This window comes from Pseudomonas sp. B21-021 (genome assembly GCF_024749205.1).
GTDB classification, from domain to species: Bacteria; Pseudomonadota; Gammaproteobacteria; order Pseudomonadales; family Pseudomonadaceae; genus Aquipseudomonas; species Aquipseudomonas paraglycinae.
In genome coordinates, this window is the sequence record NZ_CP087192.1 from 4,605,085 (window position 1) to 4,618,358 (window position 13,274).

The following is a 13,274-nucleotide window of genomic DNA, read 5'->3' on the forward strand; positions in this document are numbered from 1 at the left end:
AAATGGGTAGACGGCAAAAATAGCGAGCAATTGAATTGTGTGCAATTTAATTATTCGAAAGGCGACCCGTGGATCGCCCGTATCGGTTACTCGCGCGGCACCAGGTCCAGGCACACCGAGTTGATGCAGTAACGCAGGCCGGTCGGCGGCGGACCGTCAGGGAATACGTGGCCCAGGTGCGCATCGCACTTGGCGCATTTCACTTCGGTGCGGATCATGCCGTGGCTGGTGTCACGGATTTCGGTCATGGCGCTCTCGCCGATCGGCGCGTAGAAGCTTGGCCAGCCGCAACCGGAATCGAATTTGGTCTTGGAATCAAACAACGGCTCGTTGCAGCAGACGCAGTGATAGACACCGTCAGTCTTGGTGGCGTTGTATTTACCGGAGAACGGTCGCTCGGTAGCACTGAGACGGCACACGTTGTACTGCTCGGGGTCGAGCATCGCCCGCCATTCTTCCAGGGTCTTTTCAATCTTTTCCATCATCACACCTCAGCGGCTGAAAAAGCCCGATCTGTACCTTTTCCACGGATCGGGCGGCACGTATGATTGCGCCTCGTCACACGCCAGTCTGGCAGCGGGTTCCTGCGCATTCAAACGGATTGTTGGAAACCGCCGCTCGAGACACTTGCCTGTGTGAAGACGCAGGATTCCCAGCACGGTTGTCCACCCGCCGCCTGGATCGTTCATTTTCGGGATCACATCGCCATGCAGTTCAGCAAATCGAACAAGCTCGCCAACGTCTGCTACGACATTCGCGGCCCGGTGCTCAAGCACGCCAAACGCCTGGAAGAGGAAGGCCATCGCATCCTCAAGCTGAACATCGGCAACCCGGCGCCCTTTGGTTTCGAAGCGCCGGACGAAATTCTCCAGGATGTGATCCGCAACCTGCCGACCGCCCAGGGCTACAGCGATTCCAAAGGCCTGTTCAGCGCGCGCAAGGCGGTGATGCAGTACTACCAGCAAAAGCAGGTCGAAGGTGTCGGCATCGAAGACATCTACCTGGGCAACGGCGTGTCCGAGCTGATCGTGATGTCGCTGCAGGCGCTGCTCAATAACGGCGACGAAGTGCTGGTGCCGGCCCCGGACTACCCGCTGTGGACCGCTGCCGTGAGCCTGGCCGGCGGTAACGCGGTGCATTACCTGTGCGATGAGGGCGCCGACTGGTTCCCGGACCTGGCCGACATCAAGGCCAAGATCACCCCGAACACCAAGGCGATGGTGATCATCAACCCGAATAACCCGACCGGCGCGGTGTATTCGAAGGAAGTGCTGCTGGGCATGCTGGAACTGGCCCGTCAGCACAACCTGGTGGTGTTCTCCGACGAGATCTACGACAAGATCCTCTACGACGACGCCGTGCACATCTGCACCGCTTCGCTGGCCCCGGACCTGCTGTGCCTGACCTTCAACGGTCTGTCGAAGTCGTATCGCGTGGCCGGTTTCCGCTCCGGCTGGATTGCCATTTCCGGGCCGAAACACAACGCCCACAGCTACATCGAAGGCATCGACATGCTGGCCAACATGCGCCTGTGCGCAAACGTGCCGAGCCAGCATGCGATTCAGACCGCTCTGGGTGGCTATCAGAGCATCAATGATCTGGTGCTGCCGCAAGGTCGCCTACTGGAACAACGCAACCGTACCTGGGAATTGCTCAACGACATTCCCGGCGTGAGCTGCGTGAAGCCGATGGGCGCGCTGTACGCGTTCCCGAAGATCGACCCGAAAGTCTGCCCGATCCACAACGACGAGAAGTTCGTGCTCGACCTGCTGCTCTCCGAGAAGCTGCTGGTGGTGCAAGGCACGGCGTTCAACTGGCCGTGGCCTGACCACTTCCGCGTGGTCACCCTGCCGCGGGTCGATGACCTGGACATGGCCATCGGTCGCATCGGCAACTTCCTCAAGTCCTACCGCCAGTAACCGGCGCTCAGTGCGCAACGGCCCGAACGTTGCGCACTGTCTGATTCAGCAACACTTCTGCTCCGCCCCTCCTCCAGCACCTTCTACACTTTCGACTCATACGAATCATGCGTGCCTGACGCAATGAGACCGGGTGCCGCGTGCCTGTCATCCATAGCGGATCCGGCGGTGGGAAATGTCCCATGCCCGACGAATCCGGTGTAGGACACAGTTTGAAATAGTCACTCGGTTGAATCGCCAGGTGCCGCACCTTATATACCCCGCAGTACGCTACATCTTTAGCTTGAGGAGATTTCTACAACCATGATGCGCATCCTGCTGTTTTTGGCCACTAACCTGGCGGTCGTGCTGATAGCCAGCATCACCCTGAGCCTTTTCGGCTTCAACGGGTTCATGGCGGCCAACGGGGTTGATCTCAACCTCAGTCAGCTGCTGGTCTTCTGTGCAGTCTTTGGTTTCGCCGGCTCCCTGTTCTCGCTGTTCATCTCCAAGTGGATGGCGAAGATGAGCACCAGCACCCAGATCATCACCCAGCCACGCACCCGCCACGAACAATGGCTGCTGCAAACCGTCGAGCAACTGTCCCGGGAAGCCGGGATCAAGATGCCTGAAGTCGGGATTTTCCCGGCCTACGAAGCCAACGCCTTCGCTACCGGCTGGAACAAGAACGACGCACTGGTCGCGGTCAGCCAGGGCTTGCTCGAACGTTTCAAGGAAGATGAAGTGCGGGCCGTGCTGGCCCACGAGATCGGTCACGTGGCCAACGGCGACATGGTCACCCTGGCGCTGATCCAGGGCGTGGTGAACACCTTCGTGATGTTCTTTGCACGAATCATCGGCAACTTCGTCGACAAGGTGATCTTCAAGAACGAAGAAGGCCAGGGCATGGCCTACTACATCGCGACCATCTTCGCCGAGCTGGTGCTGGGTATTCTGGCCAGCGCGATCGTGATGTGGTTCTCGCGTAAACGTGAGTTCCGTGCTGACGATGCCGGTGCACGCCTGGCCGGTACGGGCGCGATGATCAACGCATTGCAACGTCTGCGCGCCGAACAGGGCCTGCCGGTGCACATGCCTGACACCCTGAACGCCTTCGGCATCAACGGTGGCATCAAACAAGGGTTCGCCCGCATGTTCATGAGCCACCCGCCGCTGGAAGAGCGTATCGACGCCCTGCGTCGTCGCGGTTGATCAAACCGGCGCACCAACCAAAAGGCCCGCAGTGATGCGGGCCTTTTTTTTGCCTGTCGATTACTGTCCGGAAATCCGGTAAACCCGTTCCTCCAGCCGCGTAACGCCGGCCTGCACGAACTTCCAGCTGTCACCGAGTACATCCTGCTCTTCCAGCATCTCGACGCGCCAGGTACTGCCCAGCAAACGCTGCACTTCGGCATCGTCTACGGAAAATGGCGGCCCGGGCATCTGCGACTGGTCATAATCCAGCGTCACCAACAGCCCTCGGCATATCGGCAAAAGTCCCTGCAAGTGCGCCGCATAACGCTCGCGCATCGCTGGCGGCAAGGCAATCACTGCCGCCCGGTCATACAGCGCGGTGCAGCCCGCCACGTCAGCCGCCGTCAGCGAGAAGAAATCCCCGCACCACAACTCGATCGACCCGGCGCGATAAACCTTGAAGTCGCCCTGCTCGCTCACCTGCGCCTGCAATTGCTGCTCAAGAAAGAAGTCTTCCACAGCCTTCTCCGACAGCTCGACACCGAGCACCTGGTGACCACAGCCGGCAAGCCACAGCAGATCCAGACTTTTACCGCACAACGGCACCAACACACGCGCTTGCGCCGGGATGGCCAGATCGGGCCAGTGCCGCTGCAAATACGGGTTCACCTCAGGCTGGTGAAAGCCGATCTGGTTCGATTCCCACTTCTTGTGCCAAAACTCCGGCTGCATGCATCCTCCTAAGAATTCGATCAAAAGGCGTTAAAACTTATATTGGAATTAGATCAATGAACTGACTGAAGATGAGCCATCTTAACGCTCAGGAACCCTTCCATGTTTCCCAGCCTGTTTATCTCTCACGGCTCGCCCATGCTGGCGCTGGAGCCCGGCGCCAGCGGCCCGGCCCTGGCGCGGCTGGCGGCCGAACTGCCACGCCCGAAAGCCATCGTCATCGTTTCCGCCCATTGGGAAAGCCATGAGCTGCTGGTCAGCAGCCATGCGCAACCGGAAACCTGGCATGACTTCGGTGGCTTCCCCCGTGCGCTGTTTGAAGTTCAGTACCCGGCACCGGGCAATCCGCAACTGGCCCGCGAGGTTGCCGACCTGCTGACCGCCAACGACCTGCCCGCACGTCTCGATCCACAACGACCGTTCGATCACGGCGTGTGGGTTCCGCTGTCGCTGATGTACCCGCAGGCCGATATCCCGGTGGTTCAGGTTTCCCTGCCCAGCCGTGGCGGCCCGGCCTTGCAGAACCGCGTCGGTCAGGCGCTGGCCAGTCTGCGCGATCAAGGCATTCTGTTGATCGGCTCCGGCAGCATCACCCACAACCTGCGGGAGCTGGACTGGCACGCCGGCCCGGAAAGCGTCGAGCCGTGGGCCCGGGAATTCCGCGACTGGATAGTCGACAGGCTCGCCGCCAACGACGAAGCCGCCCTGCACGATTACCGCCAGCAGGCACCGAACGCCGTGCGCAGCCATCCAAGTGATGAACATCTGCTACCGCTGTACTTTGCCCGCGGCGCTGGCAGTGATTTCAGCATCGCCCATCAAGGTTTCACCATGGGCGCGCTGGGCATGGACATCTACCGCTTCGGCTGAGCTGCTCATTCCCGACTCAAATCGCAGGCAAAAAAAATCCCCGAACCAGTCGGGGATTTTTTATGTTCGATCAATCAGCCCAGAGGCGGATCAATCTTCGCGGTAGCGACGCAGTTTCAGTTGCTTGCCGGCAACGCGAGTGTCCTTCAGCTTGGTCAGGAGTTTGTCCAGACCATCTTCCGGCAGCTCGACGAGGCTGAAGCTGTCACGCACCTGGATGCGACCGATGGCTTCACGTGCCAGACCACCTTCGTTGAGGATGGCGCCCAGCAGGTTTTTCGCCGCGATACCGTCACGCGCGCCCAGCGCGGTACGGCAACGGGCACGGCCTTCGCCCAATGGCATCGGAGCACGACGCTCGCGGTCACCACGGTCCGGACGATCACCGGAACGCTCAGGACGGTCGCCACGTGGAGCGCTGTTCGGCACCAGTGGACGTTCCTTCTCGATCGCTGCCAGGTTCAGCGCCTGACCATTGGTGGCCTTGCGCAGCAGTGCGGCAGCCAGGGCACGCGGGGTGCAACCGATGTCGGCGGTCAGGCGATCCAGCAGATCACCGTGAGTCGATTCGGCGTCAGCCACCAGTGGCGACAGGCTGTTGGTCAGTTTCTTGATGCGGGCATCGAGAACGGCCTGGGCGTCCGGCAGACGCACTTCGGCAACTTTCTGACCGGTCACACGCTCGATTACCTGCAGCATGCGGCGCTCACGCGGAGTCACCAGCAGCAGCGCGCGGCCTTCGCGACCGGCACGGCCGGTACGGCCGATACGGTGCACGTAGGATTCCGGATCGTACGGCATGTCCACGTTGAACACGTGGGTGATGCGCGGAACGTCCAGACCACGGGCGGCTACGTCGGTCGCTACAACGATGTCCAGACGGCCATCTTTCAGCGAGTCGATGACGCGCTCACGCTGGTTCTGGGCGATGTCGCCGTTCAACGCTGCGGCTTTGTAGCCTTTGGCGTCGAGGGCGCTGGCCAGATCCAGGGTCGCTTGCTTGGTGCGCACGAACATGATCAGAGCGTCGAAATCTTCCACTTCCAGCAAGCTGAGAACGGCAGAAGTCTTCTGGTCAGCGTGAACCAACAGGTGAGCCTGTTCGATCGCGGTAACGGTCTGGGTCTTGCTCTGGATCTTCACGTGCTTTGGATCGCGCAGGTGACGCTCGGCGATGGCACGGATCGATTGCGGCAGGGTCGCCGAGAACAATACGGTCTGACGGGTTTCCGGCATGGCCTTGAAGATGACTTCGAGGTCGTCCATGAAGCCCAGTTTGAGCATTTCGTCTGCTTCGTCGAGAACCAGGTGGTTCACGGTCTGCAGTACTTTTTCGTCGCGACGCAGGTGGTCGCACAGACGGCCCGGAGTGGCGACAACGATCTGTGCGCCATTACGGATTGCTTTCAATTGTGGGCCCATCGGCGCGCCGCCGTAGACAGCCACAACAGTCACGCCCGGCATTTGCTTGGCGTAGGTTTCGAAAGCGGTTGCAACTTGCAGCGCCAACTCACGAGTTGGGGCCAGGATCAGAGCTTGCGGCTCGCGCTTGGACGGATCAATGCGGTGCAGGATAGGCAGGGCAAAGGCAGCGGTTTTACCGGTACCGGTTTGCGCCTGACCAATCATATCGTGACCGGCGAGGATGATCGGGATCGACTGCTGCTGAATGGCCGAAGGCTCTTCATAGCCGGTAGCGACTACTGCAGCGACAATATTGGGATGAAGTTCAAGAGCGGCGAAGCCGCCGATTTCCTGGGTCATGGGTCTGCCTCTAAGTGCATCCGCAAAGACCCATGCTCCAAAGCTGCACATGCCGTGTTGAGACTCAAGAGTCGCCCTGGCAGCTTTGTCGGCGGGGATTTGCGAAAACGAATGAATGAAAAAGAATCGTCAAGGAAGAGCCCGCAGTGCGGACGTGCAGCCGAAGCTGACTTCGGGGAATTGCGCTACCTAAACGCGGCCCGGTTAAAGGCCGGCGCGCACTATACCGGAATTTGCCCAAAAAGGGAGCTTTTTTTATCGGCGAAATACAGTTGTCACCGCCGTGTAACGGGGTTTTGCGGATAATCGGGCAAAGGTCTATTTTTCAAAGACCCCGGCCCTGCGGGCGATGGCGCTTAAACGATTCACCGACGTGCGGCATCTGGTCGCTGCACCCTTTCTTCCCCTGCGAGGAAACACCCATGAATCAGCCCTGCCCCGGCCGCGTGAGCCGTGCGCGCCACGGTCACGTGCATTTGATCGGCCTGGACCGCGCCGCCAAGCGCAATGCCTTCGACCTCGACCTGCTCAACGACCTGGCCCTGGCCTACGGCGAATTCGAGGCCGACAGTGACGCACGGGTGGCGGTGGTATTCGGGCACGGCGAACATTTCACCGCCGGGCTCGATCTGGTCAATGCCAGTTCTGCCCTCGCCCAGGGCTGGCAGGTTCCCCCCGGTGGTTGCGATCCCTGGGGCGTGTTCGTCGGGCCACGGGTCAGCAAACCGGTGATCGTGGCCGCGCAGGGTTATTGCCTGACCATCGGTATCGAATTGATGCTCGCTGCCGACATCAACCTGTGCGCCAGCAACACTCGGTTCGCGCAGATGGAAGTACAGCGCGGGATCTTTCCGTTCGGCGGTGCGACATTGCGCTTTCATCAGATCGCCGGGTGGGGCAACGCGATGCGCTGGTTGCTGACTGGTGACGAATTCGATGCCCATGATGCGCTACGCTTGGGCCTGGTGCAGGAAGTCATGGCCAGCGAGGATCTGCTGCCGCGTGCCATCGAACTGGCCGAGCGCATCGCCCGGCAGGCGCCGCTTGGCGTGCAGGCGACGCTGATGTCGGCGCGTCAGGCGCGCTATGAAGGAGAAACTGCGGCGGCTAAGAGCTTGCCGCCACTGGTGAAGAAGTTGCTGGCCACTGAAGACGCCAAGGAAGGTGTGCGCTCGCTGGTGGAGCGCAGGCCTGGCGTTTTCAAAGGCCTTTGAAGATCAGGTCGCTGGACGGATGCAGTTGATCAACGTCTGCAACGAGTAGCCCAGCTTCGGCGCCAGCGCTTCAGCCCGGGCGGTCAGCGCCTGCATGTCCAGCACCTGATCAAGATCCGCCGGTACGATCAGAATCACGTTGCCCTCCTTCACCGGCAGTTCCCAGTAATGCCGGTGATAGAGCCCGCGCAGCAGCGCCGCGCCCAAGGGTTTGCCGTCATCGGTGGCCCACTGGTTGATCACCAGCCAACCGCCGGGATTCAGACGTTTCTGACAATCACCGAGGAAATTCCACGCAAGGTGCCCGGCGCCGGGGCCGACATCGGTGTACAGGTCGACGAAAATCAGATCCGCAGGTTCGGCGGTCGGCAGCAATTCGAGGGCATCGCCGACGCGGATGTACAGCCGTGGATCGTCATCCAGCCCGAGGTATTCGATGGCCAGACGCGGTACGTCGGGGCGCAGTTCGATGGCTTCGACGTCTTCCAGCGGCAGGAACTTGAGGCAGGCCTGGGTGAGCGTTCCCGCGCCCAGCCCGAGGAACAGCGCACTCTCCGGTTGCTCATGGCACAACGCGCCGATCAGCATCGCCCGGGTGTAGTCGTACTCCAGCCAGCTCGGGTCGGCGGTAAACACGCAGCTTTGCTCGATGGCATCGCCGAACTCCAGAAAGCGGTAGTCGGCCACTTCCAGCACGCGAATCACGCCGAACTCATCCTGTACCTCGGCGAGCAACAGCTCGACGCGCTCCTCAGTCATTTCGTCTCCTGGTGGTCACCGGGCGCGGTGACGCGATGGCACCGCTGTGGTGCCGTGGCAAAGCGGCGATTGTCGGCGAAGCGGCGGGAGCAGGTCACGCACTAATTGCTGCTAACATGGCCGTCCGTGCGTAGAACCTTAGAGACCGTGATGAGCCAACCCTGGAGCCCTGACAGCTGGCGCGCCCTGCCGATCCAGCAACAACCCCAATACCCCGACGCTGCGCATCTGCGCCAGGTCGAGCAGACGCTGGCCAGCTATCCGCCGCTGGTGTTTGCCGGCGAAGCGCGCGAGCTGCGTCGTCAGTTTGCCGAAGTCACCCAGGGCCGGGCGTTCCTGCTGCAGGGCGGCGATTGCGCGGAAAGCTTCGCCGAGTTCTCTGCCGCAAAGATTCGCGACACCTTTAAAGTGTTGCTGCAAATGGCGATCGTCATGACCTTCGCCGCCGGTTGCCCGGTGGTCAAGGTCGGGCGCATGGCCGGCCAGTTCGCCAAGCCGCGCTCGGCCAACGACGAGACCATCGACGGCGTGACCCTGCCGGCCTACCGGGGCGACATCGTCAACGGCATTGGTTTCGACTCGGCCAGCCGCGTACCGGATCCGGAGCGTCTGCTGCAGTCCTATCACCAGTCCACCGCCACCCTCAACCTGCTGCGCGCCTTCGCCCAGGGCGGTTTTGCCGACCTGCATCAGGTGCACAAGTGGAACCTCGATTTCATCGCCAACTCGGCGCTGGCGGAGAAGTACAGCCACCTCGCCGACCGCATCGATGAAACCCTGGCCTTTATGCGCGCCTGCGGCATGGACAGCTCGCCGCAACTGCGCGAGACCAGTTTCTTCACGGCCCACGAAGCGCTGCTGCTGAACTACGAAGAAGCCTTCGTGCGCCGCGACAGCCTGACCAACGATTACTACGATTGCTCGGCGCACATGCTGTGGATCGGCGACCGCACCCGTCAGCTCGACGGCGCCCACGTTGAGTTCCTGCGCGGGGTGAACAACCCGATCGGGGTGAAAGTCGGCCCGAGCATGAACCCCGACGACCTGATCCGCCTGATCGACGTGCTCAACCCGGACAACGATCCGGGCCGTCTGAACCTGATCGCGCGGATGGGCGCGAACAAGGTCGGTGATCACCTGCCGGCGCTGATCCGTGCGGTACAGCGCGAAGGCAAGCAGGTGCTGTGGAGCTCCGACCCGATGCACGGCAACACCATCAAGGCCAGCAGCGGCTACAAGACCCGCGACTTCGCGCAGATTCTTGGCGAGGTGAAGCAGTTCTTCCAGGTTCACGAAGCGGAGGGCAGCTACGCCGGCGGGATCCACATCGAGATGACCGGGCAGAACGTCACCGAATGCATCGGTGGCGCGCGGCCAATCACTGAAGATGGCTTGTCGGATCGCTATCACACTCACTGCGACCCACGGATGAATGCCGATCAGTCGCTGGAGCTTGCATTCTTGATTGCTGAAACACTGAAGCAGGTTCGCCGTTAAACCGCATCGTCCCTATCGCTAGCAGGCTAGCTCCCACTTGATTTTGTGTACGGCACAGATTCAATGTGGGAGCCAGCCTGCTGGCGATGAGGCCAGTTCAGTCAACGCCGAACTGGGCCAGCGCCATCCGCAACCTCCCTGCACTTTCCCGCTGACAATTAAGCTGCACCTGCTCAAGCCCCAACCAGTGCGCCATGCGCCGCAAGTTCAGCGCCAGCGCCAGCATCCCCGCGTCATCCAGTCCGGTTTCTTCCTCGTGCACCGCATGCACTGCCAGGCGCCCCGCCGCTCGTTCGGCGCGCAGGTCAACTCGCGCGGCAATCCGTTCATTGTGCAGGAACGGCAACACGTAATAGCCGTAGACACGTTTGTCCTGCGGCGTATAAATCTCCAGCCGATAGCGGAAGTCGAACAGCCGCTCGGTCCGGCTGCGTTCCCAGATCAGTGAGTCGAACGGCGACAGCAATGCACTGGCCTCGACCTTGCGCGGGATTTTCGGCTCGGGCAGGCAATAGGCGATCTGGCGCCAACCGGCGACTTCGCAGGTCAGCAGTTGTCCGTCCTCGACCAGTTCGGCCAGACGCGGGCGGGCATCGGAAGGATTCAGTCGGAAATAATCACGCAGGTCTTTTTCCGTGCCGACACCCAGCGCCTGCGCTGCATGCAGCAGCAAACCGCGCTGCGCCTCGGCTTCATCGGGCAATGGCTGTTGCAGCACGGAAACCGGAATCACCCGTTCCGGCAAGTCATACAAACGCTCGAAGCCACGCCGTCCGGCGACGGTGACTTCGCCGGCGGCGAACAGCCATTCCAGTGCGTGCTTTTCCGCGCTCCAGTCCCACCATGGCCCGGCCTTTTCCTCGCGGGTCGACAGGCTGCCAGCGCCCAATGCGCCCTGCTCTTCGACCGACGCCAGCACCCGGCGAATGGTGTCCTGTTGCTCCCGGCCGAACCGCGCCAGTTGCTGATAGATGTCCTCACCGCGCCTGGCCCGCTGCATGCGCCAGCCCATCAACGGGTACATCGACAGCGGCAGCAACGACGCCTCATGGCCCCAGTATTCGAACAGCGAACGACGTCGCCCCGAACTCCAGGCAGCCTGGTCGAGCAAGTCAGCAGAATAGGAACCGAGACGGGAGAACAGCGGCAGGTAGTGCGAGCGCACCACGGCGTTGACGGAGTCGATCTGCAACAGGCCGAGACGTTCGATCAGCCGGTTGACGTGCATCGCCTTGACAGCCGGCGGCTGGCGCCCGTGAAACCCTTGGGCAGCCAGTGCCAGACGTCGAGCCTGTTTAAGGGAAAAGGACAATGTCGCGGGCATGTGTACCTCCATGTCTGCTCGCAACCTACCTCACTACAAAGGGGTTTGTGTAGCGATGGCCTCATCATTTATGCATCGGATCGTCCCAGAACGGCCGAATCGCTTCGTGCTCGACATCGGCACGGCTGACCCCGATGTCCTTCAACGCTTCGTCGCTCAGACTGGCAAGCAACTCGCGTTCGCGGTGAAGTTCGTACCAGCGGCTAAACTTGTGCAGCAGATCGGAAATCAGATGGACCGGCACTCTTTCATCGCTCACATGCAGTTTTTGACCTTTCATCGTGTTGCCCTCCTTTAGGGATGGCTCAAGTCTCGCGCCGGGGCTACGATCAATCCAACGAATGTTTCTGATGGCATGCATCACGGAGATTCATCAATTGTCGGCTTACCCGAGTATCGATACCGATGTCCTGCGCACCTTTGTCGCGATTGCCGATCAGGGCGGTTTCACCCGCGCCGGCGAAATGGTCAACCGTACCCAATCGGCGGTGAGCATGCAGATGAAGCGTCTGGAAGAGGACGTGTTGCAGCGCCAGTTGTTCGAGCGCGACGGGCGTCAGGTGCGCCTGACCGCCGAGGGCCAGGTGTTACTCGGCTATGCGCGGCGCATCCTGAAATTGCACAGCGAAGTGTTCAACACCCTGCGCGAGCCGCACATGGTCGGCACGGTGCGGATCGGCACGCCGGACGATTACGTGATGCGGTTCCTGCCGGGGATCCTGTCGCGCTTCGCCCAGTTCTATCCGCTGATCCAGATTGAAGTGCACTGCGAGTCGACCAAACAGTTGCTGCAGCGCACGGATCTGGATCTGTCGATCGTCACCCGCGAACCGGGCAATGAAATCGGCCAACTGCTGCGCAAAGAGCGTTTCGTCTGGGCCGAGGCGCAGAATTTCAGCGCCCACGAGCAGACGCCGTTGCCGCTGGCGATGTTCAACAGTGATTGTTTCTGCCGCTTGTGGGCCTGCAATGCGCTGGACGCGATGGGCCGCGAATACCGGATCGCCTACAACAGCACCAGCCTGTCGGCGTTGATGGCGGTGGTGAGCGCGGGTCTGGCGATCACCGCACAACTGGAAAGCCTGATCACCCCGGACCTGCGGATTCTCGGCGCCGCCGAAGATCTGCCGCTGTTGCCCGAGGCCAGCATCATGCTGATCCGCAATCTCAACAATCCGTCGCCGATCACTGAATGCCTGGCCGAGCACATCGTCGAAGGCTTCAAACTTTAAAGGCGAGCATCACCGCGCACAGTACCAGGAACCCGCAGAACAGCCCGCGCAGGAGTTTTTCCGGCATCGCGTGGGCCACTTTCACGCCCCAGCTGATGCTGGCCAGACCGCCGATGGCCAGCGGCAGGCCGATCATCCAGTCCACTTCGTGGTGCACCGCGTACGTCACCAGCGTGACGCCGGTACTCGGCAGCGCCAATGCCAGCGACAGCCCCTGAGCGACCACCTGAGTGGTGCCGAACAGACTGGTCAGCACCGGCGTCGCCACCACCGCCCCGCCGACACCGAACAAGCCGCCCATGGTGCCCGACGCCGCGCCGAGCACGCCCAGCCACGGCCACGAATAACGCATCTCGGAAGTCGCTGCCGGACGCGCGCCAAACATGCGCACCAGGTTGTAGGCCGACAACGCCACGAGGAACGCGACAAAGCCGATGCGCATGGTTTGCGCGTCGATGCCCACGGCCCAGATCGAGCCGATCCACGCGAAACAGAATCCCATCACCGCCAGCGGCAATGCATGCCGGAGTTCGATGCGGTTGCGCTGGTGATAACGCCACAGCGCCAGCATCACGTTCGGCACCACCATCACCAGCGCCGTGCCTTGGGCTATCTGCTGATCGAGCCCGAACCACACGCCCAGCAGCGGAATGGCGATCAGCCCGCCACCAATGCCGAATATCCCACCTAATGTGCCAAGGGCGGCGCCAAACAACAGGTACAGCAAAAACTCGATCACAGCAGAATTCCTCATACGTCAGGCGACTCATCCTACGCAGTCGGCGCTGGC

At 61.3% G+C, this 13,274-nt stretch carries 13 protein-coding genes; 6 read left to right on the top strand and 7 right to left on the bottom strand.

The window, feature by feature from the left end; all coding sequences use genetic code 11:
* Positions 1-86 precede the first annotated feature (86 nt).
* A complete protein-coding gene (gene msrB / locus LOY31_RS20555; RefSeq protein ID WP_064383288.1) occupies positions 87-482 on the bottom strand; it encodes a peptide-methionine (R)-S-oxide reductase MsrB in 396 nt (131 codons plus the stop codon).
* A 225-nt stretch (positions 483-707) separates the two neighbouring features.
* Here msrB and LOY31_RS20560 point away from each other — a divergent pair, with 225 nt between their 5' ends.
* Both LOY31_RS20560 and htpX read left to right on the top strand, forming a co-directional pair.
* Complete coding sequence (locus tag LOY31_RS20560; RefSeq protein WP_007955711.1) at positions 708-1,919, top strand: pyridoxal phosphate-dependent aminotransferase; 1,212 nt, start codon at positions 708-710, stop codon at positions 1,917-1,919.
* A 303-nt stretch (positions 1,920-2,222) separates the two neighbouring features.
* Positions 2,223-3,110 (top strand): protease HtpX, encoded by an 888-nt coding sequence (gene htpX / locus LOY31_RS20565; protein ID WP_007955710.1) that lies wholly within the window; start codon positions 2,223-2,225, stop codon positions 3,108-3,110.
* 60 nt (positions 3,111-3,170) lie between these two features.
* Here htpX and LOY31_RS20570 read toward each other — a convergent pair whose 3' ends face one another.
* Positions 3,171-3,824 carry a thiopurine S-methyltransferase gene (locus LOY31_RS20570; protein WP_221535304.1) on the bottom strand — a complete coding sequence of 218 codons (654 nt, stop codon included), beginning with the start codon at positions 3,822-3,824 and terminating at the stop codon, positions 3,171-3,173.
* Between the two features lie 102 nt (positions 3,825-3,926).
* Here LOY31_RS20570 and LOY31_RS20575 point away from each other — a divergent pair, with 102 nt between their 5' ends.
* On the top strand, positions 3,927-4,694 hold the full coding sequence (locus tag LOY31_RS20575) for a class III extradiol ring-cleavage dioxygenase (RefSeq protein ID WP_221535303.1): 768 nt from the start codon (positions 3,927-3,929) through the stop codon (positions 4,692-4,694).
* Positions 4,695-4,784: 90 nt separating this feature from the next.
* Here LOY31_RS20575 and LOY31_RS20580 read toward each other — a convergent pair whose 3' ends face one another.
* Positions 4,785-6,458, bottom strand: coding sequence for a DEAD/DEAH box helicase (locus LOY31_RS20580; RefSeq protein ID WP_007955707.1), 1,674 nt, complete (start codon positions 6,456-6,458; stop codon positions 4,785-4,787).
* A 422-nt stretch (positions 6,459-6,880) separates the two neighbouring features.
* Here LOY31_RS20580 and LOY31_RS20585 point away from each other — a divergent pair, with 422 nt between their 5' ends.
* Positions 6,881-7,672: a crotonase/enoyl-CoA hydratase family protein gene (locus tag LOY31_RS20585; RefSeq protein WP_007955706.1), complete on the top strand. Its 792-nt coding sequence runs from the start codon at positions 6,881-6,883 to the stop codon at positions 7,670-7,672.
* A 3-nt stretch (positions 7,673-7,675) separates the two neighbouring features.
* On the opposite strand, the gene LOY31_RS20590 is transcribed toward LOY31_RS20585, so the two are convergent.
* Positions 7,676-8,431 (bottom strand): spermidine synthase, encoded by a 756-nt coding sequence (locus LOY31_RS20590; protein ID WP_007955705.1) that lies wholly within the window; start codon positions 8,429-8,431, stop codon positions 7,676-7,678.
* Positions 8,432-8,581: 150 nt separating this feature from the next.
* On the opposite strand from LOY31_RS20590, the gene LOY31_RS20595 reads away from it, so the two are divergent.
* Complete coding sequence (locus LOY31_RS20595; RefSeq protein WP_064383296.1) at positions 8,582-9,928, top strand: class II 3-deoxy-7-phosphoheptulonate synthase; 1,347 nt, start codon at positions 8,582-8,584, stop codon at positions 9,926-9,928.
* A gap of 97 nt (positions 9,929-10,025) precedes the next feature.
* On the opposite strand, the gene LOY31_RS20600 is transcribed toward LOY31_RS20595, so the two are convergent.
* Both LOY31_RS20600 and LOY31_RS20605 read right to left on the bottom strand, forming a co-directional pair.
* Complete coding sequence (locus LOY31_RS20600; protein ID WP_221535302.1) at positions 10,026-11,252, bottom strand: winged helix-turn-helix domain-containing protein; 1,227 nt, start codon at positions 11,250-11,252, stop codon at positions 10,026-10,028.
* A gap of 64 nt (positions 11,253-11,316) precedes the next feature.
* Positions 11,317-11,532, bottom strand: coding sequence for a DUF1127 domain-containing protein (locus LOY31_RS20605; protein ID WP_221535301.1), 216 nt, complete (start codon positions 11,530-11,532; stop codon positions 11,317-11,319).
* 97 nt (positions 11,533-11,629) lie between these two features.
* Between LOY31_RS20605 and LOY31_RS20610 the strand changes: the two genes are divergently transcribed.
* Positions 11,630-12,484 (top strand): LysR substrate-binding domain-containing protein, encoded by an 855-nt coding sequence (locus LOY31_RS20610; RefSeq protein WP_007955701.1) that lies wholly within the window; start codon positions 11,630-11,632, stop codon positions 12,482-12,484.
* On the opposite strand, the gene LOY31_RS20615 is transcribed toward LOY31_RS20610, so the two are convergent.
* Positions 12,474-13,223, bottom strand: a complete 750-nt coding sequence (locus tag LOY31_RS20615; protein WP_085744971.1) for a sulfite exporter TauE/SafE family protein — start codon at positions 13,221-13,223, stop codon at positions 12,474-12,476. The genes LOY31_RS20610 and LOY31_RS20615 overlap by 11 nt on opposite strands.
* Positions 13,224-13,274: the final 51 nt, after the last annotated feature.